Source organism: Streptomyces sp. DG2A-72 (assembly GCF_030499575.1).
GTDB lineage: Bacteria > Actinomycetota > Actinomycetes > Streptomycetales > Streptomycetaceae > Streptomyces.
Genome location: NZ_JASTLC010000001.1, coordinates 1,787,074 through 1,812,347, shown reverse-complemented (window position 1 = coordinate 1,812,347; position 25,274 = coordinate 1,787,074). Strand labels below are relative to the sequence as shown.

At 71.3% G+C, this 25,274-nt stretch carries 22 protein-coding genes; 11 read left to right on the top strand and 11 right to left on the bottom strand.

Annotated elements, in window-relative coordinates:
- The first annotated feature begins 5 nt into the window (after positions 1-5).
- The 11 genes from pafA to QQY66_RS08700 all read left to right on the top strand — a co-directional run bounded on the left by pafA (position 6) and on the right by QQY66_RS08700 (position 11,114).
- Positions 6-1,367: a Pup--protein ligase gene (gene pafA, locus QQY66_RS08750; RefSeq protein WP_028801611.1), complete on the top strand. Its 1,362-nt coding sequence runs from the start codon at positions 6-8 to the stop codon at positions 1,365-1,367.
- Between the two features lie 109 nt (positions 1,368-1,476).
- The gene (locus QQY66_RS08745; RefSeq protein WP_301978533.1) at positions 1,477-2,418 is read left to right on the top strand and encodes an FKBP-type peptidyl-prolyl cis-trans isomerase; all 942 of its coding nucleotides are present in this window, start codon (positions 1,477-1,479) and stop codon (positions 2,416-2,418) included.
- A gap of 61 nt (positions 2,419-2,479) precedes the next feature.
- Positions 2,480-2,851 carry an FKBP-type peptidyl-prolyl cis-trans isomerase gene (locus tag QQY66_RS08740; RefSeq protein WP_030053355.1) on the top strand — a complete coding sequence of 124 codons (372 nt, stop codon included), beginning with the start codon at positions 2,480-2,482 and terminating at the stop codon, positions 2,849-2,851.
- A gap of 129 nt (positions 2,852-2,980) precedes the next feature.
- Positions 2,981-3,934 carry a YafY family protein gene (locus tag QQY66_RS08735; RefSeq protein WP_301978532.1) on the top strand — a complete coding sequence of 318 codons (954 nt, stop codon included), beginning with the start codon at positions 2,981-2,983 and terminating at the stop codon, positions 3,932-3,934.
- Between the two features lie 19 nt (positions 3,935-3,953).
- Positions 3,954-5,006 (top strand): YafY family protein, encoded by a 1,053-nt coding sequence (locus QQY66_RS08730; protein WP_301978531.1) that lies wholly within the window; start codon positions 3,954-3,956, stop codon positions 5,004-5,006.
- A 52-nt stretch (positions 5,007-5,058) separates the two neighbouring features.
- A complete protein-coding gene (locus QQY66_RS08725; protein ID WP_301978530.1) occupies positions 5,059-5,349 on the top strand; it encodes a hypothetical protein in 291 nt (96 codons plus the stop codon).
- 10 nt (positions 5,350-5,359) lie between these two features.
- Entirely contained in the window at positions 5,360-5,554 is a 195-nt protein-coding gene (locus QQY66_RS08720; protein ID WP_301978529.1) for a hypothetical protein, read from the top strand.
- Between the two features lie 262 nt (positions 5,555-5,816).
- Positions 5,817-6,107: a Sec-independent protein translocase subunit TatA gene (gene tatA / locus QQY66_RS08715; RefSeq protein WP_301978528.1), complete on the top strand. Its 291-nt coding sequence runs from the start codon at positions 5,817-5,819 to the stop codon at positions 6,105-6,107.
- Positions 6,108-6,154: 47 nt separating this feature from the next.
- Positions 6,155-7,105 (top strand): twin-arginine translocase subunit TatC, encoded by a 951-nt coding sequence (gene tatC, locus QQY66_RS08710; RefSeq protein ID WP_301978527.1) that lies wholly within the window; start codon positions 6,155-6,157, stop codon positions 7,103-7,105.
- Between the two features lie 100 nt (positions 7,106-7,205).
- Entirely contained in the window at positions 7,206-10,061 is a 2,856-nt protein-coding gene (locus QQY66_RS08705) for an RNA helicase (RefSeq protein ID WP_301978526.1), read from the top strand.
- 213 nt (positions 10,062-10,274) lie between these two features.
- Positions 10,275-11,114 carry an AfsR/SARP family transcriptional regulator gene (locus QQY66_RS08700; protein WP_301978525.1) on the top strand — a complete coding sequence of 280 codons (840 nt, stop codon included), beginning with the start codon at positions 10,275-10,277 and terminating at the stop codon, positions 11,112-11,114.
- Here the strand turns inward: QQY66_RS08700 and QQY66_RS08695 are convergent.
- From QQY66_RS08695 to QQY66_RS08645, 11 genes are read right to left on the bottom strand one after another with little or no spacing between them, the layout of a single operon-like run.
- Positions 11,005-12,063 (bottom strand): alpha/beta hydrolase, encoded by a 1,059-nt coding sequence (locus QQY66_RS08695; protein ID WP_301978524.1) that lies wholly within the window; start codon positions 12,061-12,063, stop codon positions 11,005-11,007. The genes QQY66_RS08700 and QQY66_RS08695 overlap by 110 nt on opposite strands.
- Positions 12,060-12,710, bottom strand: coding sequence for a 4'-phosphopantetheinyl transferase superfamily protein (locus QQY66_RS08690; RefSeq protein ID WP_301978523.1), 651 nt, complete (start codon positions 12,708-12,710; stop codon positions 12,060-12,062). The genes QQY66_RS08695 and QQY66_RS08690 overlap by 4 nt, the downstream gene beginning before the upstream one ends.
- Positions 12,685-13,533, bottom strand: coding sequence for a 2-oxo acid dehydrogenase subunit E2 (locus QQY66_RS08685; RefSeq protein WP_301978522.1), 849 nt, complete (start codon positions 13,531-13,533; stop codon positions 12,685-12,687). The genes QQY66_RS08690 and QQY66_RS08685 overlap by 26 nt, the downstream gene beginning before the upstream one ends.
- A gap of 8 nt (positions 13,534-13,541) precedes the next feature.
- Complete coding sequence (locus tag QQY66_RS08680; protein ID WP_301978521.1) at positions 13,542-13,805, bottom strand: acyl carrier protein; 264 nt, start codon at positions 13,803-13,805, stop codon at positions 13,542-13,544.
- A gap of 21 nt (positions 13,806-13,826) precedes the next feature.
- Positions 13,827-14,867 (bottom strand): 3-oxoacyl-ACP synthase III family protein, encoded by a 1,041-nt coding sequence (locus tag QQY66_RS08675; RefSeq protein ID WP_301978520.1) that lies wholly within the window; start codon positions 14,865-14,867, stop codon positions 13,827-13,829.
- Positions 14,864-17,737: a type I polyketide synthase gene (locus QQY66_RS08670; RefSeq protein WP_301978519.1), complete on the bottom strand. Its 2,874-nt coding sequence runs from the start codon at positions 17,735-17,737 to the stop codon at positions 14,864-14,866. Before QQY66_RS08670 ends, QQY66_RS08675 begins: the two co-directional genes overlap by 4 nt.
- A complete protein-coding gene (locus QQY66_RS08665; RefSeq protein ID WP_301978518.1) occupies positions 17,734-18,000 on the bottom strand; it encodes an acyl carrier protein in 267 nt (88 codons plus the stop codon). The genes QQY66_RS08670 and QQY66_RS08665 overlap by 4 nt, the downstream gene beginning before the upstream one ends.
- Positions 18,001-18,029: 29 nt before the next feature.
- Complete coding sequence (locus QQY66_RS08660) at positions 18,030-19,790, bottom strand: acyl-CoA dehydrogenase family protein (protein ID WP_301978517.1); 1,761 nt, start codon at positions 19,788-19,790, stop codon at positions 18,030-18,032.
- Positions 19,790-21,532: an acyl-CoA dehydrogenase family protein gene (locus tag QQY66_RS08655; RefSeq protein ID WP_301978516.1), complete on the bottom strand. Its 1,743-nt coding sequence runs from the start codon at positions 21,530-21,532 to the stop codon at positions 19,790-19,792. The genes QQY66_RS08660 and QQY66_RS08655 overlap by 1 nt, the downstream gene beginning before the upstream one ends.
- Entirely contained in the window at positions 21,529-23,286 is a 1,758-nt protein-coding gene (locus QQY66_RS08650) for a fatty acyl-AMP ligase (protein ID WP_301978515.1), read from the bottom strand. Before QQY66_RS08650 ends, QQY66_RS08655 begins: the two co-directional genes overlap by 4 nt.
- Positions 23,283-25,181, bottom strand: coding sequence for an HAD family hydrolase (locus QQY66_RS08645; protein ID WP_301978514.1), 1,899 nt, complete (start codon positions 25,179-25,181; stop codon positions 23,283-23,285). Before QQY66_RS08645 ends, QQY66_RS08650 begins: the two co-directional genes overlap by 4 nt.
- Positions 25,182-25,274 lie beyond the last annotated feature (93 nt).

The window sequence follows — 25,274 nt, the reverse complement described above, 5'->3', positions numbered from 1 at the left end:
CACTCATGGACCGCCGCATTTTCGGGCTGGAGAACGAGTACGGCGTCACGTGTACGTTCAGGGGACAGCGGCGCCTGTCTCCCGACGAGGTGGCGCGGTACCTCTTCCGCCGTGTCGTGTCATGGGGCCGCAGCAGCAATGTCTTTCTGCGAAACGGCGCCCGCCTCTATCTCGACGTGGGCTCACATCCGGAATACGCGACACCCGAATGTGACAACGTGACCGAGCTGGTCACCCACGACAAGGCCGGCGAGCGCATTCTCGAGGGACTCCTGGTGGACGCCGAACGACGCCTGCACGAGGAAGGAATCGCGGGCGACGTCTACCTCTTCAAGAACAACACCGACTCGGCAGGCAACTCCTACGGCTGCCACGAGAACTATCTGGTGGCGCGGCACGGGGAGTTCTCCCGGCTCGCGGACATTCTCATTCCGTTCCTTGTCACCCGCCAGCTGCTGTGCGGTGCGGGCAAGGTGTTGCAGACCCCGCGTGGCGCCGTGTACTGCGTCAGCCAGCGGGCCGAGCACATCTGGGAGGGCGTGTCCTCGGCGACGACGCGTTCCCGGCCCATCATCAACACCCGCGACGAACCGCACGCGGACGCCGAGCGCTACCGCCGCCTGCATGTCATCGTGGGCGACTCGAACATGTCCGAGACGACCATGCTGCTGAAGGTCGGCGCGACCGACCTGGTGCTGCGCATGATCGAGGCGGGCACGGTGATGCGGGACCTGACCCTGGAGAACCCGATCCGGGCGATCCGCGAGGTCAGCCATGACATCACGGGCCGGCGCAAGGTGCGTCTGGCCAGCGGGCGCGAGGCCTCGGCGCTGGAAGTGCAGCGCGAGTACTACGAGAAGGCCGTGGACTTCTGCGAGCGCCGCGGGATCCGTACCGGCACCGTGGAGCAGGTCCTGGAGCTGTGGGGCCGCACCCTGGACGCGATCGAGGCCGAGGACCTCGACCGGATCGGCACCGAGATCGACTGGGTGATGAAGTACAAGCTCATCGAGCGGTACCGCGCCAAGCACAACATGACCATGTCGCATCCGCGCGTGGCGCAGATAGACCTCGCCTACCACGACATCCATCGCAGGCGAGGTCTTTACTACCTGCTGGAGAAAAAGGGTCAAGCCGCCCGGATCTGCAATGACTTGAAGATCTTCGAGGGCAAGTCGGTTCCGCCGCAGACCACTCGGGCCCGGCTGCGCGGTGACTTCATCCGCAGGGCTCAGGAACAGCGCCGTGACTTCACGGTCGACTGGGTGCACCTGAAGCTCAATGACCAGGCACAGCGCACGGTGTTGTGCAAGGACCCGTTCCGTTCGGTGGACGACCGCGTGGAGAAGCTGATCGCGGGAATGTGACCCCGGAATTGAGGAAACGTGCCAAGGGCCCCGTACGTTCTCGTACGGGGCCCGCCGCACACCCTAGAGTGGCGGGCGACCACAGTGCCGTCTGAGATCTGAGGAACACGTGCGCCGAATTGCCGGCCTTCTCGTCGTGCCGCTGCTGCTGCTCTCCGCGGCGGCCTGCGGCAGCGACGACAAGGGCTCCGACTCCAGCTCCACCAAGAACGGAGTGCCCGCGGTCACCAAGGGTGCCGAGTTCGGGCAGAAGCCGACCCTGGCCAAGGGGGAGGGCGATCCGCCGAAGGAGCTGAAGGTCGAGGTCATCAAGGAGGGGGACGGTGCGAAGCTCAAAAAGGGCGACGCCGCCGAGGTGAACTACCTCGGTCAGGAGTACGACGAGTCCAAGCCGTTCGACAACAGCTTCGACCGCGGTCAGCCGTTCTCGCTCACGCTGGGTGCGGGCGGCGTCATCCAGGGCTGGGAGAAGGGCCTGGAGGGCCAGAAGGTCGGCAGCCGGGTGGAGCTGGTGATCCCCCCGGACCTGGGGTACGGGGCGCAGGGCCAGGGTGACATCAAGGCCAACGCCACGCTGGTGTTCGTCGTGGACATCGTGAAGGGCACGACCATCCCCGCGTCGGCGAAGGGCACGGAGGTCGCGCAGGACAGCATCGACCTGCCGAAGGTCGGCACGAACACCGACGGCAAGGCACCGAAGGTGACGATGCCGAAGGACAGCGAACCGCCGAAGAAGCTCGTCTCCAACTACGTGCTGGAGAGCGACGGCGCTGTCGTGAAGGGCACGGACACTGTGGTCGTGAACTACGTGGCCCTGCTCTGGGACGGCGGCAAGCAGTTCGACAGCACGTACCAGACGGGCAAGACGGCGACGTTTCCGCTGGACCAGTTGTCGATCAAGGGCCTGAAGAACGGTCTCGTGGGCAAGAAGGCCGGCAGCCGGGTGCTGCTCGTGCTGCCGCCCGACCAGGCCCTCGGTGGCCAGGAGCAGCAGGGCATTCCGAAGAACTCCACGCTGGTCTTCGCCGTCGACATCCTGGCCGTGATGTAAGACTGGGCAGGTTGCCCATCAGTCATCGCGCATGACATACGTACCAATAGGAGTCACTGCAGTGAGCATCGACAAGCCCGAGATCGACTTCCCGGGCGGCGAGCCCCCGGCGGACCTGGAGATCAAGGACATCTGGGAGGGCGACGGCGCGGTGGCGCAGGCGGGTCAGACCGTCACCGTCCACTATGTGGGTGTCGCCTTCAGCACCGGCGAGGAGTTCGACGCCAGCTGGAACCGTGGCACGCCCTTCCGTTTCCCGCTGGGCGGCGGCCGGGTCATCAAGGGCTGGGACCAGGGCGTGCAGGGCATGAAGGTCGGCGGCCGGCGTCAGCTGACCATCCCGGCCCACCTCGCCTACGGCAACCAGAGCCCCACCCCGGCGATCAAGCCCGGTGAGACGCTGATCTTCGTGGTCGACCTGCTCGGGGTCTGATCGACGTACGACCACACCCGATCACCTGGGGTCCATGCCTGCGCGGGCATGGGCCCTCGGCTTTTGCCGCGCCACCGCTGGGCGGTACGGTCGTCGTTCGTAAGCACCATAGGGAGGCGAAGGGCGTCGATGGCCATTGCCAAGGCCGAGCGGCTGATGAACCTGGCGCTGTGTCTGCTGGGGACGCGGCGGCCGCTCAGCAAGCGCGAGCTGCGTGAGTCCATCGAGGCCTATCTGGAAGCCGGCTCGGACGATTCCTTCAACCGGATGTTCGAGCGGGACAAGGACGATCTGCGCGAACTCGGCCTGGTCATCGAGACGGTGGAGAATCTCGACGGTGAGGTCGGCTATCTGGCCCGCCGCGACAGCAACCGCCTCCCGCCCGTCACCCTCGACGCCGAGGAGGCCGCCGCTCTGGGGCTGGCCGCCAAGGTGTGGCAGCAGGCGCGGCTCGCGGGCGCGGCCAGTGGCGCGCTGCAGAAGCTGCGCGCGGCCGGGCTGCTCGAGGACATCGACCCGTACGAGGCGCACGGCGCGCTGGAGCCGCGGATTCCGGTGCACGAGGCGGCGTTCGAGCCGTTGATGCTGGCCTGCCGCGACCGCCGGCCGGTCGCTTTCGACTACCGCAAGGCCACCGCCGCGCATCCCGAACCCCGGCATGTGGAGCCGTGGGCGCTGGAGTGCTGGCGCGGCCACTGGTATCTGGCGGGCTGGGACCGTGACCGCGGTGCCGAGCGGGTGTTCCGGCTGTCCCGGATCACCGGCCGGGTGCGTACCCGCAGCGGCCGGTTCACCGTGGAGGTCCCCGATGTCGTCACCGTCCGGGAGACCGTCGCGAGCTGGGCGGGGGAGACCGCCGACCGCAGTGCGCTGATCCGGCTGCGCACGGACGCGGGGTACCCCTTGCGGGCGAGGGCCGCGTCGGTGCGGGAACTGGGCGACGGCTGGGACGAGTTGGAGATCCCGTACGGGCACGGGCTGGACGCCTGGCTGGTGGAGTTCGGGCCGGACGTGGTGGTACTGGAGCCGGCCGAGCTGCGCGCCGACGTGGTGGACCGGCTGCGTGCCGTGGCCAAGGGCTGAGGGGGAGCGGAGAAAGACAGTGGCCGGCAAACCGATCAGGCCTGTGAACGCCATCGACCAGACCCGCCGGATGCTCTCCCTGGTGACGTATCTGAGGGAGCGCCCCGGCGCCCGGCTCGAGGACGTCGCCCGTGCTTTCGGGATCACCGAGGACGAGCTGGTCTCCGACCTCGATGTGCTGCCCATGTGCGGCACCAGCTTCCGCGGCGGCGACCTGCTCGACATCGACACCGACGGCGAGCGGATCTGGTGGCACAACCCTGCCGCCCTCGGGGCGGAGACAGCGGAGCCGCTGAGGCTTGCCGCCGACGAGGCGACCGCACTGCTGGTGGCGGCCCGTGCCGTCGCCACGCTGCCCGGTCTGCGGGAGAGCGACCGGCAGGCGCTGCTGCGGGCCACCGCCAAGGTGGAGGCCGCGGCCGGTGAGGCCGCCGGCGCCAGCGCCCGGCTGTCGGTGACCTTCGAATCGGAGGGCGGCGTCTTCGCGGACGTCGACCGGGCGATCTCCGAGCGCCGCCGCCTGTGGATCCGCTACTACTCGCCCGCCCGGGACGAGGTCACCGAGCGCGAGATCGACCCCATCCGCCTCGTCAGCGTCGGCCACACCTATGTGGAGGCCTGGTGCCGCCGCTCCGAGGCGCGCCGCACCTTCCGTCTCGACCGGGTCGCCGAGATCAGGATCCTGGACGAGCCGTCCGCGCCCCCCGAGGTGGAGCTGCGGGACCTGTCGGAGGGGCTGGTGCAGCCCGCCGCCGAGGACCCGGAGGTCGTCGTCGAGGTCGGCCCGGGCGGACGCTGGGTCGCCGAGTACTACCCGCACGACAGCGCGGATGAGCTTCCCGACGGCGGGCTGCGTATCACTCTGCGCACCCCCGACCCGGCGTCGCTGCGCCGCCTGGCGCTCCGGCTCGGGCGCGAGGGCCGGATCGTGTCACCGCGCGAGCTGGCCGACAGCGCCCGGCACGCGGCCCGTGAGGCGCTGGCGGCGTACGACGGCATCGAGGCGCAGGCTCCCGCGGAGTACGGGGTGCGGGGCAGGCGGGACGACGGGCAGCACGACAGGCCGGAGTGAGCCGCACGGGGCGCGCCGGAGGCGAACGACCAGGAGAAGAGGAGCAGGGGCTTTGAGCGAGTCGGCGTCCGGGGTGCCGGGAATGTCGGTGGCGTCGGCGTTCGCCGGCATGAGAAGCGTGACTCCCGTGGTGTTCAAGGCGGGCTGCCCGGACTGCCGGGGCCGCTTCGAACTCACCGCGAGCGCCCTGCGCCTGGCCATCGGCGCCTCCAGCCGCACCACCTTCTACTCCTTCACCTGCCCCGACTGCGGCGCGTCCGTGCGCAAGCCGGCGGGGGAGCGCATCGTCGAGCTGCTGACGGGTGGCGGGGTCAGGACACTGCGGCTGCACTCGACCCTCTAGGCTCGGCGTCATGTTCTGGCCGATGTTCGCGGTTGCTGTGGGTTTTGCCGGTCTCGCCGTCCTCGGTGTGCTCGCGGTACGGGTCTTCCTTGAGGCACAGCGCCTGGGCAGGCAGGTTTCGGACTCGGCGGCTCGTATCAACCGGGCCGCGGAGGATCTGGAGCGTGCGTCTTTGAGCGCGGCGCGCACTGTGGACTCGCTCTGAATCCGGTTGAGAATGTCTTGTGAGTCCTGCGTCTGATGCGCTTTGGGCTGCTTCGCCCTGTCACCCAGGTGGTTCCGGCAGGTACGCTGCTGGTCGCGGCCCGGAAAACGAGGCTCGGGTCGCTGACCGGGAGTACGCACAGGGATTGCCACCCGTTTACCCCTGAGCGTTACGATCGCTGTCAAGCACGATCGATCGGATGAGTGTTCGGCCGATCGGACAGCACCCCACCCCAGCCGCCTCGGTGAGAAGGTAAAGACTTATGTTCGGAAGGCTCGGAGCCCCCGAGATCATTCTCATCCTCGTCGTCATCATCCTGCTGTTCGGCGCGAAGAAGCTTCCGGACATGGCGCGCTCGCTCGGCAAGTCCGCGCGCATCCTCAAGAGCGAGGCCAAGGCGATGAAGACCGAGGGCCAGGACAACGCCTCCGCCCCGGCGGCCCCGCCGAACACCGAAGAGCAGCCCCCGGCTCAGCGCACCATCCAGGCCGCCCCCGGCGATGTGACCAGCTCGCGCCCGGTCACCGAGCCGACGGACACGACCAAGCGCTGACGCAGGGCCGGTGACCACCGGCCCGCTGCACGAGATGGGAATGTGGGTTGCTGAAGTCTGCCCGCAAGCAGGAGAGGGATCCCGAGGGGCGGATGCCCCTCGCGGAGCACCTACGTGAACTGCGCAACCGGCTCGCGAAGGCGCTGTTGGCCATCGTCGCCATCACGGTGGTCGCCGCCTTCTTCTACAACGACATCATCAACATCCTCACCAAGCCGATCCTCGACTCGGTCGGCTGTGGCAAGACGTTCGAGCAACTGGCGAACACGTCCAAGTCCACCGAGCCGTGCGCGCAGATCACCATCAACGGCCTGCTCACTCCCTTCACGCTCGCGCTGAAGGTGTCGTTGATGGCCGGTGTCGTTCTGGCCTCGCCGGTCTGGCTGTTCCAGCTGTGGGCCTTCGTCGCGCCCGGTCTGCACCGGCACGAGAAGAAGTACGCCTACGCGTTCGTCGGCATGGGCGCTCCGCTCTTCCTCGCCGGCGCCTACTTCGCCTACTCGGTGCTGCCCACCACGGCGGAGGTGCTGCTCCAGTTCAGCCCGGAGAACACGGACAACCTCCTGCCGCTGGACGACCTGCTCGATCTGGTCACCCGCATGGTGATCGTCTTCGGCCTCTCCTTCGAGCTGCCCCTGTTGCTGATCTTCCTGAACCTCACCGGGGCGATCACCGGCAAGCGGATGCTCGGCTGGTGGCGAGCGATGATCATGGGTATCACGGTCTTCGCGGCGGTCGCGACGCCCAGCACCGACCCGCTGACCATGCTCGCGCTCGCCGGACCGATCTGGATCCTGTACTTCGCCGCGACCGCCTTCTCGCTGATCAACGACAGGCGTCGGCGTCGCCGCGAGGCCATGGGCCCCGCCGACGACGAGGCCTCCGACCTGGACCTCACGCCCGAGGATGTCGGCGAGGTCGAGACGGTCTCCGCCAGCCGGGCGCTGCCCGAGCAGGCGGGCACGGACCGGGTCAACGGATACGACGACGTGACGTAGCCGACTGCGCGAACACGTAGGGCGCCCCCATCACTACGCGTGGTGGGGGCGCCCGGCGTTTGCGGCGGGCCCCGGGGGCAGGACCGCGCAGATCCGGATATTGATCGTCCTGTTGTCAGTGGGGCCCGGTACGCTCGAAAGCACGATGACAGAGGACCTCTCACCGGCCGAGCGGTATGCGGCAGCGCGTAAGCGCGCTGTCGAGCAGGCCACCGCGCTCGCCTCCTTCCGCGAGATGTACGACTTCGGCCTCGACCCTTTCCAGATCGAGGCCTGCGAGGCGCTCGAATCGGGGAAGGGCGTGCTGGTGGCCGCGCCCACCGGCTCCGGCAAGACGATCGTGGGCGAGTTCGCCGTCCACCTCGCTCTGATGCAGGGCAAGAAGTGCTTCTACACGACCCCCATCAAGGCGCTGTCGAACCAGAAGTACGCCGACCTGTGCCGCCGTTACGGCACGGCCATGGTCGGACTCCTCACCGGTGACAACAGCGTCAACTCCGACGCCCCGGTGGTCGTGATGACCACCGAGGTGCTGCGGAACATGCTGTACGCCGGGTCGCAGACCCTCCTCGGACTCGGATATGTGGTCATGGACGAGGTGCACTACCTCTCCGACCGGTTCCGGGGCGCTGTGTGGGAAGAGGTGATCATTCACCTTCCGGAGTCGGTGACCCTGGTGTCGCTGTCGGCCACCGTGTCGAACGCCGAGGAGTTCGGCGACTGGCTCGACACCGTCCGCGGTGACACCGAGGTGATCGTCTCCGAGCACCGGCCCGTGCCGCTGTTCCAGCATGTGCTCGCCGGACGCCGGATGTACGACCTGTTCGAGGAGGGCGAGGGCCACAAGAAGGCCGTCAACCCGGACCTCACCCGGCTCGCGCGCATGGAGGCGACGAAGCCGTCGTTCCAGGACCGCAGACGCGGGCGGGCCATGCGGGAGGCCGATCGGGAGCGGGAGCGCAGATCCAGGTCGCGGGTGTGGACGCCCGGACGGCCCGAGGTCATCGAGCGGCTCGACGCCGAGGGGCTGCTGCCCGCCATCACCTTCATCTTCAGCCGCGCCGCCTGTGAGTCCGCCGTTCAGCAGTGCCTGTACGCCGGGCTGCGGCTCAACGACGACGAGGCACGGGAGCGGGTCCGCTCGCTGGTCGAGGAGCGCACGGCCTCCATTCCCACCGAAGACCTGCATGTGCTGGGGTACTACGAGTGGCTGGAGGGGCTGGAGCGCGGGATCGCGGCCCACCACGCGGGCATGCTGCCGACGTTCAAGGAGGTCGTCGAGGAGCTGTTCGTGCGCGGCCTCGTCAAGGCCGTGTTCGCCACCGAGACGCTGGCGCTGGGCATCAACATGCCCGCCCGGTCCGTGGTGCTGGAGAAGCTCGTCAAGTGGAACGGCGAGCAGCACGCCGACATCACCCCCGGTGAGTACACCCAGTTGACCGGTCGTGCCGGGCGCCGCGGCATCGATGTCGAAGGACATGCCGTGGTGCTGTGGCAGCGCGGGATGAGCCCGGAGCACCTGGCGGGACTGGCCGGTACGCGCACGTATCCGCTGCGGTCCAGCTTCAAGCCGTCGTACAACATGGCGGTCAACCTCGTCGAGCAGTTCGGGCGGCACCGCTCGCGGGAGCTGCTGGAGACGTCCTTCGCGCAGTTCCAGGCCGACAAGTCGGTCGTGGGGATCTCGCGGCAGGTACAGCGCAACGAGGAGGGGCTCGCGGGCTACAAGGAGTCCATGACCTGCCACCTCGGGGACTTCGAGGAGTATGCGCGGCTGCGGCGTGAGCTGAAGGACCGGGAGACCGAACTGGCCAAGCAGGGCGCGGCGGAGCGGCGCGCCGAGGCCGCCGTCGCGCTGGAGAGGCTCAAGCCGGGTGACGTCATCCATGTGCCGACCGGCAAGTACGCGGGGCTGGCGCTGGTGCTGGATCCGGGACTGCCGGCCGGGCGGTCGAACGGCCATCGTGGCTTCGAGCACCACGACGGGCCGCGCCCGCTGGTGCTGACCGCCGAGCGGCAGGTCAAGCGGCTGGCGTCGATGGACTTCCCGGTGCCCGTCGAGGCGTTGGAGCGGATGCGGATCCCGAAGTCCTTCAATCCGCGCTCACCCCAGTCGCGTCGCGACCTCGCCTCCGCGCTGCGGACCAAGGCCGGGCACATTCCGCCGGAGCGGCATCGCAAGAAGCGGTCGCAGGCCGCCGACGACCGGGAGATCGCCCGGCTGCGGACGGCGATCCGGGCGCATCCGTGCCATGGATGCAACGACCGTGAGGATCACGCGCGTTGGGCCGAGCGATATCACCGGCTGGTGCGGGACACCTCGCAGCTGGAGCGGCGTATCGAGGGCCGTACCAACACGATCGCCCGTACGTTTGACCGGATCGTCGCGTTGCTGACCGAGCTGGACTATCTGCGCGGTGACGAGGTCACCGAGCACGGCAAGCGGCTCGCCCGGCTGTACGGCGAGCTGGATCTGCTCGCGAGTGAATGCCTGCGCGCCGGGGTGTGGGAGGGGCTCGGTCCCGCCGAACTCGCGGCCTGTGTCTCGGCGTTGGTGTACGAGGCGCGGGTCGGGGACGATGCGATGGCGCCCAAGCTGCCGTCCGGGAAGGCGAAGGCCGCGCTCGGTGAGATGGTGCGGATCTGGGGGCGGCTGGACGGGCTGGAGGAGGAGTTCCGGATCACTCAGTCCGAGGGTGTCGGGCAGCGTGAGCCGGATCTCGGCTTTGCCTGGGCCGCGTATATGTGGGCGTCCGGGAAGGGCCTCGATGAGGTGCTGCGTGAGGCGGAGATGCCGGCGGGTGACTTTGTGCGGTGGTGCAAGCAGGTGATTGATGTGCTGGGGCAGATCTCGGCGGCGTCATCTCCTGTGGAGGGCTCGACGGTGGCCAAGAGTGCGCGTAAGGCGGTTGATGGGTTGCTGCGGGGGGTTGTGGCTTACTCGTCGGTCGGGTAGCGGGGGGCGCCGTAGGGGTTGATGGGGGTTGCTGACTGCGGGCCGGTGGGGGCTGGTCGCGCCCACGCGGCGGAGCCGCAAATCGAGCACAGCCCCGCGCCCCTTCGGGGCGCCTTCAGCTCGGCTCCAGTGGATGTCCCGTGTCCTTACCCTTTCCGCTCCCGGGCTCCGCGGGACGCTGGTCCCCCGGAGTTGAGAGGAGCTGCTGTCGTCATGCGCTTCCGTGTCCTCGGTCCTGTTCGGCTCGAACCCCGTACGCCCTCGGCGGCCAAGCAGCGGGCCGTGCTTGCGGCGCTGCTGCTCAGGGCGGGGAGTGTGGTGTCCGCGTCCGCGTTGTTCGACGAGTTGTGGCCGCAGGGGCCGCCGCGTACCGCGGCGACGACCCTGCAGGTGTATGTCTCGCATCTGCGTAAGGCGATCGCGGAGGGCGGGGACGCGCCGCTGGTGACGCGGGCTCCTGGATATCTGCTGCGGGTTCGGCCCGGTGAGTTCGATCTGCAGCGGTTCGAGGAACTGCACCGGGAGGGGCGGGGCGCCGCGCGCCGCGGCGACTTCGCGGCCGTTTCGCGGGTCCTCGGTGAGGCGCTGGGCCTCTGGCAGGGGCCCGCCGTGGCGGGGGTGGAGCACGGGCCCGCGCTGGCCGCCGCTGCCGCCCGGCTGGAGGAATTGCGGCTGGAGGCCCTGGAGTTGCGTATCGAGGCCGATCTGCGGCTCGGGCGGCACGAGGAGCTGACCGGTGAGCTGACGGAGCTGGCTCATGCGCATCCGCTGCGCGAGCAGCTGCACTGTCATCTGATGGAGGCGCTGCGGCGGGCGGGGCGGACCGCGGACGCGCTGCGCGCCTATCGGACCGTACGGCGGTCGCTCCATGACGAGTTGGGCGTGCCGCCGGGGCCCGCCCTCGCCCGCGTGCACTCGCGGGTCCTCGGCGGGCCGGCGCCGGTCAGCCGGCCGGTGCGGCAGCGGACGGCTTTCCCCGCAGATTCCAGGCGAGCCAGCGTCGTACCGCCCCCGGATGACCGGGTGATCCGTGCACGTCGTCGATCTGCTTGACCCGGACGTCGGCGAGCGCGGAGCGCAGGAGCGCGGGATCGGCGGGCGGGATGATCTCGTCGCGGGTGCTGGCGACGTAGCGCACGGACGCGTCGACGTCCTGCAGGACGGTCGGCGTGAGGGCGAAGTCCTTCAGTACGGCGCGTAGTTCGGTGTCGTCGGCGGTGGCCGTCAGGCGGCGCAGCGTGTCCCGGGTCAGCCGGGGCAGGCGCTGCCACCAGTCCGCGTCGGTGAAGAACGCCGAGACCGGGGCGCCCACCGTCAGGATGCGCCGGATGCGGGCGTCGGCGGCGGCAGCGCGCAGGGCGAGGTGGCCGCTGAAGCTGAGGAAGAGTAGAGAGGTGGCGTCCGTGCGGGCGCGGGGGGCCAGGGTGTCGAGGAGGTGCGGGAGCAGGCGCCAGGAATCCGGCGTGTAGCGCTGGGAGTTCTCGCCCACGCCGGGCAGCTCCGCCACGACCGCCGCGAAACCCATGCGGCTGAGCCGGGGCAGCAGGGGCGCCCACTGCTCCTTGACGCTGATGATGCCGCCCATGACGACCAGCAGGGGGCGGTCCCGGTCGAGTCCGGTCGCCCAGCAGGTCAACGGGCCCTCCGGATGCGGCAGTTCGAGGCGTTCGATGCCGGACTGGGTGCCCCGCCAGCGGTCGAAGGTCGCCACTGCCGCCTGCTGGGCTCGGCGGCGGGGTTCGTCGTACGGGTACGGGAAGCGGGCCAGCGTGTAGTGGCGGCAGGCGTCCAGGAGGTGGTTGCGGGCGGCGAGTTCGTCGGCGCGGGTGGCCCAGACGTGGGTCCAGGAGTCGGGGGAGTCCGGGGTGTCGTTGCCGATGCGATCCAGGATGCGGGCGGTGTCGCGGGCGGACAGGCCCTGGTTGCGGGCGTGCAGACGGGCGTACTCCTTGAGTTCGGCCAGGGGGCCGGGGAGGGTGAGGGGGTTCGGGTCCAGGCTCATGGGGTGTCCTTCGTGGATTCGGGGCCGATCGCGACGGCCGCCGTGTAGGTGGTCTCCGAGGTGGTCAGGGTGTGGGTGCGCAGGGTCCAGCCCGGCGGGGGACGGGTGTCGAACGTCCTGAAGTCCAGGGCCAGTCCACGGCCGACCGCCTTGCTGTACGCCTCCTTCGACGTCCACCAGCGCACCAGCAGCGCGTTGCGGTCGGTGGCCGGCGTGCGGGCGAGCCGGGCCAGTTCGCGCGGGGTGCACATGTGGCTCGGGAAGCGGGGGCCGTCCAGGTGCCGGTCGGTGCGTTCCAGGTCGACGCCGATGGTGAGGCGGGCGGCGGTGCGCTCGCACAGGCCCACGAGGACCAGGCCGTCGGTGTGGCTGAGGCTGACGGCGTAACGGGACGCGGGTCCGCAGAGGCGGGGGCGGCCCCCGGGGTCGTAGGCGAGGTCCGTGGCCCCGAGGATGTGGTGGAGCAGGGCCCGTGCCGCCAGGAAGCGCGCCCGGACCTCGGGATGCGCCGGCCCGCGGAGCCTGGCCGCGTCCGCGCCCCGCAGCGACGGCGCCCGGTCGGCCCAGTCGGACACGGAGCCGTACGCCACGACCGCCCCCTGCGCGAGCAGCCGAGCGGCCTCAGCCGGCCGGGCGGTGAGGGGCACGGGAGGGGGTGGGGGAGCGCAGCTCGGCGACGGGTGCAAGGCGTGGGGGTGCATCGGACGTGGCCTCCCAACTGCCGTGCTCCAGCGCATCCGTCAGCTCCCCGAGGACGTCCGCCGCGGCGGCGCCGTCGAGGACGCGGTGGTCGAAGGCGAGACCGAGGCGCATGACGGGGGCGGCCTCGATGGTGCCGTCCTCGCGGACCACCGGACGGGGGGTCGTCCGGCCGCAGGTGAGGGTCACCGCCGTACCGCCCGTGGAGTGGAAGCCGTCCACCGGGCGGTGGCCGAGGGAGCTGACGGAGACCGTGCCGAGGACCGAAGGACGTCGCCGGGCACTGCGCAGGGCGTGCGCGAAGGCGGCGCGGCCCAGCCACACCGGGAGCCGCACGAGGGCCCGTACGCCACCGAACTCCGGGAGGGTGGCGACGTCGGGCGAGCGGTAGCGGTCGACCTGGTCCTGGATGGAGTCCAGAGTCGCCGACTCCAGGACGGGGATCAGCGCGGACAGTACGACGCGCTCGCCCCCGGCCGACTTGGCGTCGAGCGCGAGCTTGCCGGTGACCGACGGGAAACGCACGATGCGCGGGGCGCGCAGGCGGCGCGGCGCCAGGACGGCGTTGGCCTCGGGGTGGCGGTGCAGGACACGGCCCGCCGCGTACAGGACGTACGTCACCGTCGAGTAGCGGCGTTCGGCGGCGGCGCGGTGGGCGTGGACGGCGCCCATGTCGACGTCCGTGTCCAGGAACACCGGGCGCTGGCGGGCGGCGTACTCCAGGAAGTAGAGGGTGTGGCGGCGGGCGCGTACCGGATGAGTGGTTGTCAAGGAAGTGCTCATGTCGTGATCACCAGCTCGTGGATCTGACGGAGGCTGCGGGCTTCGAGGAGGCGGCCGACCGGGACGGGGCGGCCGAGGGTGTGCTCCAGGGCGGTCACCAGCTTCAGCAGGTACATGGAGTCCCACTCGGGCAGTTCGTCGAAGTCGGCGTCGAGCAGGGCCGTTTCCTCGGCGGGTGTCGTGCCGAGGGGGAGGCCGGTCTCGCCGCGCACCAGGCGCGCGAACTCGGCCAGGGGCAGCGGGTGGGTCTCTGTGGGCATCTCTACCGTCCTTCCACGGCTCTACAGTCCTTCCAAGGCGAACCCCGCCTTGATCCACTTGCTTGACTCGACCGCGACGGCGAGGGCCTTCTGGCCGCCCGCGATCTCCTTCATCAGCTGCTGAAGCTGGAGGAAGGGCAGTGCGTTGCCGTTGTTGCCGGTGTCCGCGACGCAGGAGATCTCGCGCGCGGCCGGCAGCCCCAGCTGCTCGGTGATCAGCCGGGTCATACGGCCCGACAGCTGCGGCGGCAGAAGGAAGTCCAGGTCCTCGGCCGACCAGCCCAGGTCGTCCAGGAGCTCCCAGAGGATCTCCACGGCCATGGCGGGCACCGAGCCCTCGATCGCCTTGTAGTCCTCGGTGAGCACCTGGCGCTGGTCGTGCCGGTCGGCGAGCCCGAACCAGTCGATGATCTGGCCGGGGCTGCGGCCCAGCCCCGTACAGCGGTTGAGGGTGCGGCGCAGGGCGACCGGCCGTTCACCGGCGTCGGCGCCGATGACGGCGGCGCCCGCGCCGTCGCCGAACAGCACGCAGTTGACCAGGTCGCCGGGGGCCGCGGAGGCGAGGTCGCGGCGCAGGTCGAGATGCTTGGTGCAGACGTCGCCGCCGATGGCGAGGCCGGTGCGGTGGGTGCCGCTGCTGATGAAGGTGTGGGCGAGCGCGAGGGCCTGCACGGCGCCCGCGCAGCCCGACTGGAGCTGATAGGTGGGGATTTGGTCCAGGCCGAGGCGGTCGGCGATCTCGTTGACGGTGGCCGGCATCAGATGGTCCGGCGTCGCCGTGCCCAGGACGATGAACTCGATGTCGGCCGGGTCGGTGCCGGAGCACTCGATCGCCTGCGAGGTGGCCTCCGCGCACAGGTCGGCCAGGGACCAGCGGACCTCTCCGGTGCTCAGATCGCGGGCGAAGTGACGGGTGCGGGTGCCGATGAAGTGGTCGATCCACTCCTCGTTGACGCCCAGCGACGCGGCCAGCGAGGCGTTGTCGACGGGCGCGCCGGGCAATGCGGAACCGGCGGCGGCTACATGGACGGTGGGGACGGCGGGAGGTGCGGGCACGGTCATAGGGCGGACTCCGTCGATGAGGCGACGCCACCTTGTGCGGCGCGCGCGGTGACGTACGCGATCAGGTCGCCGAGCGTGGACAGATGGCCGAGCAGCTCCTCCACCGGCAGCGGCCCCAGCGACGGCAGCCGGGCCTCGACACGCGCCTTCAACTCGATCAACGTGACCGAGTCCAGGCCGAGGTCCTCCTGCGGACGCGAGTGCGGGGAGAGCGCGGAGACGTCGTAGCCGCCGAGTCCGGCGACGGCTTCGAGGACGTGGATCTCGATCGAGTCGGTGCGTGAAACCTCCTCCGGTTCCGCCTCGATCACGGGCGGAGGCGGAGTCGGCAGGCCGCCGCGCCAGAAGCGTCCGTCCGTGGCGAAGGTGTACGGCAGCAGCTGTCGCGTCGGTCCCTCGTCCTGCGCGGGCCAGTCCACGTCCAGGCCCGCCCGGTACAGGGCGGCGACCGTCGCCGCCAGCTCCGTCCCGGTCGCAGCCTCGCCCGGCAGGGGGTGCAGCGGGACCGGCGGGTGGCCGGTCGCGATACGGCGGGCCAGGGCGGTCAGGACCGGGCGGGGGCCGAGTTCGACGACGTGGGTGGGGCGCTCGTCCAGGAGCTGGGCGGCGGCGTCCGCGAACAGGACCGGGGCGCTGATGTGTTCCGTCCAGTACGCGGCGTCCAGCGGCTCCGACTCCAGGACCTTGCCGCGCACGGTCGAGTAGAACGGGATGCGCGGGACGCCGCCCGCCGTCTCCTCGGCGATGCGGTGGAACGGTTCGAGGACCGGCCGCATGAGCGGTGAGTGGAAGGCGTGCGAGACCTCCAGGCGGCGCACCCGGACGCCGTCGAGGGCGGACGCGATGCGGTCCAGGGCGGCGAGGTCGCCGGAAAGCACTGTGGACCGGGGGCCGTTGAAGGCGGCGAAGCCGACCAGGGGCTCCCGCTCGACCAGCTCGTGCAGCCGGTCCGCGGGCGCATGGACGGCCAGCATGCCGCCACCGTCCGGGAGTTGCTCCATCAGCGCGCCCCGCGCGGCGATCAGCCGGGCCGCGTCCGCCAGCGACAGCGCCTCGGCATGCACCGCCGCCGCGAACTCACCCACGCTGTGCCCGAGCAGCAGCGCCGGGCGCACACCGGCATCCGCGAGCGCGGCGCCCAGCGCGTAACCGACGGCGAACAGGGCCGGTTGCGCCCAGCGCGTACGGTGCACGGCCGGGTCGCCGCGCAGCAGCAGGTCGCGTACGGACGTCTCGGTGTACGGCAGCAGCGCCGCGTCGGCCGCGTCCAGGTGACGGCGGTAGAGCGAGGACGAACGGTAGAGCTGGGCGCCCATGGTGGGGAACTGGGCACCCTGGCCGGTGAACAGGGCGGCGATGAGCGGGGCTTGCTGAGCAGCCATGGGCCGTTCGTCGCGCAGCGCCTCCGCCAGCCGCGAACTGCCCTCCTCCGCCCCCACCACGACCGCCGCCCGCACCGCATGCCCCGACTTGACCCGATGCGAGGCCCGGCACAACGGCCCGACCGGTGACTGGCGTCGGCCGATCGCCTCGGCCTGGGCGGCGAGGTTGCGGCGCAGCGCGGGCGCGTCGGGTGCGGTGAGGGTGAAGACATGGGCGCCGAGCGCGGGCGGCGCCGAAGCCGTCGTACGGACTGAGGGCGCCGACTCCAGGACGGCGTGTGCGTTCGTGCCGCCCATGCCGAAGCTGCTCAGGCCCGCCAGCGCCGGACCGGACAGCCTCAGCGGTGACTTCAGGAGCCTCAGCCCCTTCTCCGCCAGGCGGAGCCCGGGGTTCTCGTGCGCGGCGAAGCGGCTGACCGGGACCGTGCGGTGGTGCAGGGCGAGGGCGACCTTGATGAGGCCGGCGATCCCGGCGGCGCCCTCCGTGTGGCCGAGGTTGCCCTTGACGGAGCCTAGGGCCATCGGGCGGGCGCGGCCGGCGTGCCAGGCGCCGAGGGCCTTCGCCTCGATCATGTCGCCGAGAGCGGTCCCGGTGCCGTGCCCCTCGGTGAAGACCACGTCGCCGGGCTCCACGCCCGCCCTGCGGAACGCCGCCGCCATCACCTCCTGCTGCGACCAACGGCTCGGCGCGGTCAGCCCGTTGCTCCGCCCGTCCTGGTTGACGGCCGTCCCACGGATCACCGCGTACACGTGATCGCCGTCGGCCAGCGCGTCCTCCAGGCGCCGCAGCACGACCGCCCCGACGCCTTCCCCGCGCCCGATGCCGTTCGCCCCCGCGCTGAACGGCTTGCAGCGGCCGTCCGGCGCCGCGAGCCCCGCCCGCTCGTAGAACAGGCCGAGCGCGGGCGTCAGCGCGATGTTGACGCCGCCCGCCAGGGCCCGGTCGCACTCGCCGGACAGCAGGGCGTTCACCGCCAGATGCACCGCGACCAGCGACGACGAGCACGCCGTGTCGACGGCCAGGCACGGGCCCTTGAGGTCCAGGTGGTACGAGACCCGGTTGGCGATCATGCAGTAGCCGTTTCCGGAACCGATCTGCGGGGTGATCCCCGGCAGGTCGGTCAGTGTCAGCTGTGCCCACTCGCTGCCCATCACCCCGACGAACACACCGGTCGCCGTCCCCGCCAGCCGGTGCGGCGCGACGCCCGCGTCCTCGAAGGCCCGCCACGCGCACTGCAGCATCAGCCGCTGCTGCGGATCCATGGACGCCGCCTCGCGCGGGGTGATGGTGAAGAAGGCGTTGTCGAAAGCGTCCGCGTCCGCGAGGAAGCCGCCCTCGCCGGGGCCGCCCGTCACCCCGGGGTCCCAGCGCTCACGCGGCACCCGGCTGATGCCGTCGCCGCCCCGTATCAGCAACTCCCAGAAGCGGTACGGATCCTCGGCACCCGGGAAACGGCAGTCGAGACCGGTTACGGCAACTGCGCTCATCCGGCGTTCTCCAGCTCTTTCCAGAGGTGGCCGGCGAGCGCCCGCACGGTCGGGAAGTCCCAGGCGGCCGTGGGGTCCACGGGGATGCCGAAGTGGTCCTCCACATCACCGCAGAGACTGAGCGCGGCCACCGAGTCCAGGCCGTACTCGGCGAGCGGCACCGTCGGGTCGATCTCGGCCGGGTCGCGCCGCAGATAGGCGCCGACCCGCGTGGTGAGCCAGTCGATCAGGGACTGCTCCGTGGGGACGGTGGGCAAGGACATGGGGTTCTCCAGAGTGAGAGCAGCAGGGTTCACGCGTGGGCGTCGTAGAGATCGAACGGCCGCGACTCCTCGTATCTGCGGAGCAGTTCGGCCCGGAGCGGCTGCGCGTACATTGCGGGAATCCCGCCCTCCCGCAGGCCCAGGCGGCGCGCCGAGCGGTGCAGGGCCGCGCCCAGCCACACCGGGTCCGCGAGGAACCCGCCGCGGGCGTTGTGCCAAACGCCGACGGCGGCAGCGGCGCCGAGCAGTTCGGCATACCGTGCGGCCAGGGCGAACGCGGCCGGGGAGGCGAGCGGAGTGCGGTCGGCCGGAGGCAGGGCACGGCAGGCGCGGTGGACGTCGGCCAACTCCGCGGCCAGGTCCCGCAGCAGATCCTGGACCGGTGCGTCCGTGTCCATGAGCAGTGCGGTGAGCGGGTCGCCGGTCGCGGTGAGCGTGAGCCGGTCGAAGGGGATCCCGGCCGGGACGTCGTCGTCCTCGACCGTGAACAGCCCATCAATGCCGGAGAGTTGAGGTGCGGTCGCCAGCCTCCGCAGCTGGGGCACCAGCGTCGCCAGGCACGCCGTCGGTCCCGCGTGGCCGAGCGACAGCACCGGCAGGTCCCGCACATGCCGGCCGAAAGCGGCGTGCTCGCCCTCGCGGACGTAGAACCGGGCGCCGAGCACCACCGACAGCTCGCGCACGCTGTCCGTGAGCAGCTTCGGCACCAGGTACTTCACGGCCGCCGAGGTGACACTGGCCTGCTCGGGCAGCAGATGGACCGTGCGCGCGGCAGCCAGCGACAGGCTGTCGCAGAGCAGCAGGTCGGCGAACGCGTTGGTCAACACGGCGGCGGCGTGCGGGAGTTGGATGACGTTACGGCGGTACAGGCGCCGTCCGAGCGCGAACCGCAGCACCGTCCGCAGACAGCTGTCCGCCGTCCCGATCGCCATCCCCGGCAGCGCGCTCCGCGTCACCTGGAACGACCGCAGCGCCACCTCGCCGCCCCGCCCCTCCTCGCCGACCAGGGCCGACGCGGGCACCAGGCAGTCCCGGAAGGCGAGCCCGGAGATCCGGCAGCCGCGCACGCCCGCCGTACGGTAGCGGGGCAGCGGCTGCCAGCGGTCCGTCGGCAACTCGTCCGGGCCCGCGAGCAGCACCGAGTGGCTGCGGCTGCCCGGCGCCGGGTCGGTACGGGCGAACAGCACCCAGGCCCGCGCCCGGTCCGCGTTGTTGATGACCTCCTTCGCCCCGAACAGGCGGTAACCGCCGCGCCCCGGACGTGCGGTGAAGTCCATGCGCAGGAAGTCGTTGCCGTGCGCCAGCTCGTGGTAAGCGACGGACACCTTGCCGCCGGCCGGCAGCAGCCGCGCGAGCCGGTCACGCTGCTCGGGCGAGCCCGCCGCCCAGACGTTCACCGCCGCCATGAACGACGTGACTCCGTGCCCGAGGCCCAGCCCCACATCCCGGCGGAAGACCTCGCGCAGCACCCGCACCAGACCGTCCAGCCGGACCAGTCGGCCGCCCAGCTCCACCGGCACGTACTCGGCGCCGAGCCCGAACGCGTCGAGCAGCGCCTCGCCGTCCGTGCTCAGCTCACCGCGTTCGCCGGCCGCGGACAACTGCTGTTGGCCGAGCGGGTTTTCCGGGTCGTAGGGGTCCCCGAAGGCTTGCGCGAGCGCGGCGGCCCGCTCGGCGATGGGTGGTTGATCGTCCGCGGGTCCGTTGTGGCTGGTCGCGCAGTTCCCCGCGCCCCTTTGCGGGGCTGCAGAACCGTAGCCGAATTTGTCAGGGCCTCTCAGGTCACGCATTACATGGCCCTCCGCATCAAATCGAGCCGCAGCAGCGAGAACAGCCGCCCACGCTCATACGCGGAGAACGCCTCGTCCAGCAGCTCGTCGTACGCGTCACCGGCGTCCGCCGGCTCCTCACCCAGCCGTACGAGCAGCCGGTCCAGCACGGCCCGCAGCCACACCCCGTCCCGCCACAGCCCCTCCTCCCCGGCGGCGCCGCGCGTGTTGCCCACCCACAGCCCGAGACAGGCGGCGGCCGTGACGCACAGGCAGTAGCGGCGGGCCAGGTCGAAGGCGTCCTCAGGGACATCGGCGACCACGTCGGCGAAGTCGGCCATCCGGTCGTGCAGCCGATCGGTGACCTCCAGCAGACGCAGTGCCGCGTCCACCGCGCATTTCAGGGCGGGTTGCTCCGCGGCCCGCAGCTCCTCGACCCACCCCGGCAGCGCGGCCAGCAGTGAACTGCCGTTCCGTGCCTTGAGCGACAGCCGCGACGGCTCCAACTCCGGGAGCAGGACGGCCAGTTCGCAGGCCGCGAGTGCGGGGGTGGGGTCGGCCGTACCGCGCCTCCAGTGCCGTATCAGCGAACGGAACTGCTGCACCAGCGAGGTCAGATTGACCAGCGTGTTCCCGTCGAAGAGGCCGACGATCCGATGGTCGCGTTCGACCTTCTGGAACATGCCGTACGGTCCGACGCCCTGCCCCGACACCAGGAACGCCCGCGCCCCGAGCACCCCGCCGAGTGCGGAGAGCACGTCTTCCGTCCCGGTCGGCAGCAGGTACTTCGTCACCGCCGCGATCAGCGACAGCTCGTCCGTGGCGGTGTGGACCATGCGGGACGCGACGAGCGCGAGTGCCTCATGGGCGAGGACGTCGGCCGCTGCGGACGCCAACACGTGCCGTGCCTGCGGGAGTTCGGCGAGGCTACGGCCGTACAGGCGGCGTTCGCGGGCGAAGCCGAGGGCGATCTGCAGACCGTGGTCGGCGGCGCCGAGGGAGAGGGAGGCGCACATGGTGCGGGTGAGCTGGAGGGCTTTGAGTACCGTCTCGATGCCGGTGCCCTCGGCTCCCACCAGGGCGTGCGGGCCCACCTGGGCGCCGTCCAGGACGATCCCGGAGATGTCGGCGCCGCGGATGCCGTGCGTGGGCACCTTGGGCAGGGAGCGGTACGCGGCCGGTGCCAGCTCACGCTTGTCGGTGAGCAGGACGCTGAAGCCGCGGGGGCCGCCCGCCGGGTCCGTGCGGGCCAGGACGGAGAGGAGGGTGCCGCGGGTGGCGTTGTTGATCAGCCACTTCTCGCCGTGCAGCCGCCAGCCGCCGTCGGTCCGGTGCGCGGTCACCTCACCCGCCAACAGGTCGCTGCCGTGCGCCCGTTCGGTGAGCGCGAGCGAGACCGGCACCCCGGCACGCACGTCCGCGCCGAGCCGAGCAGCCTGCTCGTCGCTGCCCGCGACCCACACGCACACCGCGCCCAGGTACGTCTTGCCGTGCGCGACGGCCACCGTCAGATCGCGCCGGGCGACCGTCCGGACGAGCTGGAGCGCATGCTCGTAGTCCCGCAGCCGGCCGCCGTGGCGGACCGGCACGTAGTAGTCGGGCAGGCCCCAGGCGTCGAGGTCCCGGCAGATCTGGTCCGGGAACTCCTCGCGGGCGTCGAGGTCCAGGCAGGTGGCGTAGGAGAACGTGGTGCGCGGGTCGGTGGGGTCGCCGAGGGCGTGCTCCAGCTCCTCGGCGAGACGGTAGGGGGAGTGCTCCGTCATGAAGTGCCCTCCCGTACGGCCCGGACCGCCGGGTCCAGCACCTCGTACAGTGGTGTCACCTCGCCCTTGAGGAACAGCTCCCGCATCACCCCGCGGCGGACCTTTCCGCTGGTCGTGCGGCGGACCGAGCCGGGGCGGACGAGCAGGACGCTGCCCACGGGGAGCGCGAACTCCCGGCCGAGGGTGTGCTGGACGGCGGTCGCGACCTGGTGCAGGTCCCCGTCGGGGACGGCCGCGAGACGGACCTCCAGGATCAGGACCAGATGCTCGCGGTCGCCCGCCGTGACGCCGAAGGCGGCGCCCGCGCCCCGGGCCAGCGAGGGATCGGCGGCCCTGGCGGCACGCTCGACGTCGTGCGGGTAGAGGTTGCGGCCCGCGAGGACCACGACCTCCTTGATCCGGCCGGTGACATACAGCTCGCCGCCGTCCAGGACGCCCAGATCGCCCGTGCGCACCCAGCCGTCCGGGCGGAAGCACTCCGCGGTGGCCGCCTGGTTGCCGTAGTAACCGGCCGTGACGCTCGGCCCGCGCACCCACACCTCGCCGACCCGCCCGTCCCGCAGCTCGCCGCCCGTCTCCGGGTCGCAGATCCGCACCTCGCAGTCGCGGACGGTGCCACTGGAGACCAGGGTCCGGTCCTCGCCCTCGGCCAGGACGCCCTGTTCGAGGGCGGCGGAGTCGACGGTCAGAACGGTCGGGTCGGCAGCCGCGTCGGCGCCCGTGACGAGCAGCGTCGTCTCCGCGAGGCCGTAGCACGGGGTGAACGCCTCGGCGCGGAAGCCGGCCGGGGCGAACCGCTCGGCGAAGGTCCGCAGGGTTTCGGCGCGTACCGGCTCGGCGCCGTTCGGGGCGACCCGCCAGCTGGACAGGTCGAGCTGCTCCAACTGCTCGTCGGTGATACGCCGGGTGCACAGCTCGAACGCGAAGTCGGGCGCCCCCGACCCCTCGACCTGGTAGGTGCCGATCATCTCCAGCCAGCGCCGGGGGCGCTTCAGGAACGACAGCGGCGACATCTGGACCGCGACGCCGCCCGCGTACAGCGGCTGGAGGAGATGACCGATCAGCCCGAGGTCGTGGTAGTGCGGCAGCCAGCCGCCGACGACCATGTGCTCCCTGGTGCCGCTCCAGCGGTGGATCGCCGCCTCGTTGGCGAGCAGGTTGGCATGGGTGACCATGACGCCCTTGGGGTCGCTGGTCGAGCCGGAGGTGTACTGGAGGAAGGCGAGATCGTCCGGGCGGACGGTCGCCGCGCGCCACTGCTCCGGGTCGGGGGCGTGAGTGAGGCCTGCCGCGTCGGTGGCCAGGGTGTGGACGTGGGGCAGTTCGAGGGAGTCCAGCCAGGCCTGGAGGAGGGGCGCGTACGTGGACGTCGTGAGGACGGCCACGGCATCCGAGTCCCGCAATATGCCGCCCACGCGGGCGAGTTGCTCGCCCTGGTCCGTGGGGAGCGGGGCCGGTACGGCGACGGCTCCGGCGTACAGGCAGCCCGCGAACGCCGCCAGGAACTCCGGGCCCGGCGGATGCAGCAGCAGCACCGGGCGGCCGGTCGCGCGCCGTTCCTGCAGCCAGGCCGCCACGCTGCGCGCCTGTATGTCCAGGTCTCCGTAGGTCAGTTGCTCGGGTTCGGTGGCGTCCGAGCGGTCCGGGAGGTAGATGAACGCGGTGCGCTCCGGGTGCGCGGCGGCGCGCTCCAGGACGACGCGGGTGAACGTGTCCGCCTGCGCCGGTGCGAAGCGGAGCGGTGTGCTGGTCACGGCCGTCCCCCTGTCACGGTGAGTGTGATGTGACACGGCACAGCGGGCAGGTCCCGCAGTGCATGCCGGTACTCGGCCGTCCCGTCGGCCTGCGGCGGGCCGTACGGTTCGAAGCCGAGCGAGAGATAGAAGTCCGCGAAACGGTGGTTCTTCGCGGTGGGCCGGAACCGCCCGCGCACCACGGCCACCCCGGCCTCCCGGGCAGCCAGTGCCAGCACCCCGCCCACCAGCGCATGTTCGATACGACGGCCGAAGACCCGGCAACTGAGCAGCGCGTTGTCGATACGCCAGCCGTCGTCCTCATACGACACGAACACCGCCCCGACCAGGCCGTTGTCGCCGAACCGGTCACGGGCGCAGACGGTGAGGACCAGCCCCGACTCGGCCGCCTCGGTCACCTCGTCCGCCGTCATACGGCGCGTCGCGAGATTGAACTGGTTGGTGCGCTGGGTGAGTTGGGCGACCCGGGCCACCTCGTGCGGTCGCAGCGGCGCCACCTCGACGGCCACTTCGAGGCGCGCGAGGAAGTCCTCGTACGACTCGGCGCTCTCCAGCAGCTCCCGCCGCTCGCCCTCGCTGCGGTACTGCGCGCCGCGCTGCCGGTCCGTCTCCGTCAGCTCCGGCACGTCGAACCAGCCGTCGGCGAGAAGGCGTTCGGCGTGCAGGGCCGGTTCGTCGTCCAGCGGTACGACCGACACGTCCGGCAGCGCGGCCGAGACCTGCGCCCGCTCGAACGGGGAGTCGTCCGCGAAGACGAGACTGTCCACCCCGAGCCCGAGCCGCTCGGCGATCGCCCGCAACCCCTCGTCCTTGGGCCCCCAGTCCCCTCGTACGACGGTGAAGTCGTCCTCGGACAGGGCCATGTCGGGGTGGGTACGCAGGACGTGGGCGAGCGGTTCCTGGTCGTTCTTGGAGCAGACGGCGAGCAGCACGCCCTGGGCGCCGAGCTGCCGTATCACCCGCTGGAACCGGCCGAACGCCTCGCCGCGCAGAGTGGACGCGGCGGCGATGCCCTCGGGACCCGCGTCGCCGAGGACGCCGTCCCACAGGGTGTTGTCGGCGTCCAGGACCAGGACCTTCTTGGTACGGCCGCGCAGGGTGCGGGCCAGATGGGCGACCTCGCGGGCGTACCCGGCGAGCAGGTCGGAGCCGAGGCGGGCGCGGGCGTATCCGGCGAGGCGGGTGTCGCGGACCGGGCCGCTCGCGTTCGCCAGGGGCTCCAGGTCGATGGTGTGGGTGCGGGGGTGGGTGGTTGCGAGCCGGAGGATCCCCGCGTTCAACTCCCGCCATGCCGTGCTCAGTTCGGCACGCGATCGGTGGTCGACCAGCTGGTGGGTGTGCTCGCGCAGGAGCGGGAGGGTGTTGAGGACGAGGGTGCCTTGGCCGTGACGGGCGTGGTGGGCGGTGAGGTGGTCGAGGCGGGCGAGGAAGTCCCGCGCCGCCGCCATGGCGTCCTTCGCCGTCCAGGGCGTCGGCAGTGAGTCGAAGACCACCGAGGCGTCGAGCACACACAGGGCGAGGGCGGTGCCGGGCGCGTACACGGGGCTGTCTGCGTCCAGCAGGGCCCGTACCCAGGCGCCGTGGTCACCGGTGAGCGGGCTGAGCAGCAGGCGGTGCCGGGCCAGTTCCGCGGTCAGCGAAGGCACCAGGCCGTCCAGCGTGCCGCTGCCGTCGATCGACACGGTGAGCGTCTCGGTCCCGGCCCCGGCGAGCTGGTCGCGGACGGATCCGATGAGCCGTCCCGCCGTCCGCAGCGCCGCCTCCGGCTCGTCGCCGGTGGCCAGCCGGTCGAGCAGCGCGGGCAGATCGTGCCGGCGTGCCGCCAGGCTGCCGTCGGAGTGCATCAAGCGCAGCCGGTCGAGTGGACCGGCCGCCGCCGTCGTCTCGGTGGTCATGCCAGGGAGCCTGCGAGCCGCGCCTTAACGGTCCCTTGTGCGGGCCGCGGACACGCAAGGCGGGCGCAAGGCCGGCTGCGGAGGGTGGGCCTC

Excerpts from the sequence above, each read along its gene's own strand:
- QQY66_RS08720 (WP_301978529.1), top strand. The coding sequence starts at position 5,360 with ATGTTCTGGCCGATGTTCGCGGTTGCTGTGGGTTTTGCCGGTCTCGCC.
- tatA (WP_301978528.1), top strand. The coding sequence starts at position 5,817 with ATGTTCGGAAGGCTCGGAGCCCCCGAGATCATTCTCATCCTCGTCGTC.
- QQY66_RS08680 (WP_301978521.1), bottom strand. The coding sequence starts at position 13,805 with ATGCCCACAGAGACCCACCCGCTGCCCCTGGCCGAGTTCGCGCGCCTG.
- QQY66_RS08735 (WP_301978532.1), top strand. The coding sequence starts at position 2,981 with ATGGCCATTGCCAAGGCCGAGCGGCTGATGAACCTGGCGCTGTGTCTG.
- QQY66_RS08675 (WP_301978520.1), bottom strand. The coding sequence starts at position 14,867 with ATGACCGTGCCCGCACCTCCCGCCGTCCCCACCGTCCATGTAGCCGCC.
- QQY66_RS08670 (WP_301978519.1), bottom strand. The coding sequence starts at position 17,737 with ATGAGCGCAGTTGCCGTAACCGGTCTCGACTGCCGTTTCCCGGGTGCC.
- QQY66_RS08655 (WP_301978516.1), bottom strand. The coding sequence starts at position 21,532 with ATGACGGAGCACTCCCCCTACCGTCTCGCCGAGGAGCTGGAGCACGCC.
- QQY66_RS08700 (WP_301978525.1), top strand. The coding sequence starts at position 10,275 with ATGCGCTTCCGTGTCCTCGGTCCTGTTCGGCTCGAACCCCGTACGCCC.
- QQY66_RS08665 (WP_301978518.1), bottom strand. The coding sequence starts at position 18,000 with ATGTCCTTGCCCACCGTCCCCACGGAGCAGTCCCTGATCGACTGGCTC.
- QQY66_RS08695 (WP_301978524.1), bottom strand. The coding sequence starts at position 12,063 with ATGAGCCTGGACCCGAACCCCCTCACCCTCCCCGGCCCCCTGGCCGAA.
- pafA (WP_028801611.1), top strand. The coding sequence starts at position 6 with ATGGACCGCCGCATTTTCGGGCTGGAGAACGAGTACGGCGTCACGTGT.
- QQY66_RS08645 (WP_301978514.1), bottom strand. The coding sequence starts at position 25,181 with ATGACCACCGAGACGACGGCGGCGGCCGGTCCACTCGACCGGCTGCGC.
- QQY66_RS08660 (WP_301978517.1), bottom strand. The coding sequence starts at position 19,790 with ATGCGTGACCTGAGAGGCCCTGACAAATTCGGCTACGGTTCTGCAGCC.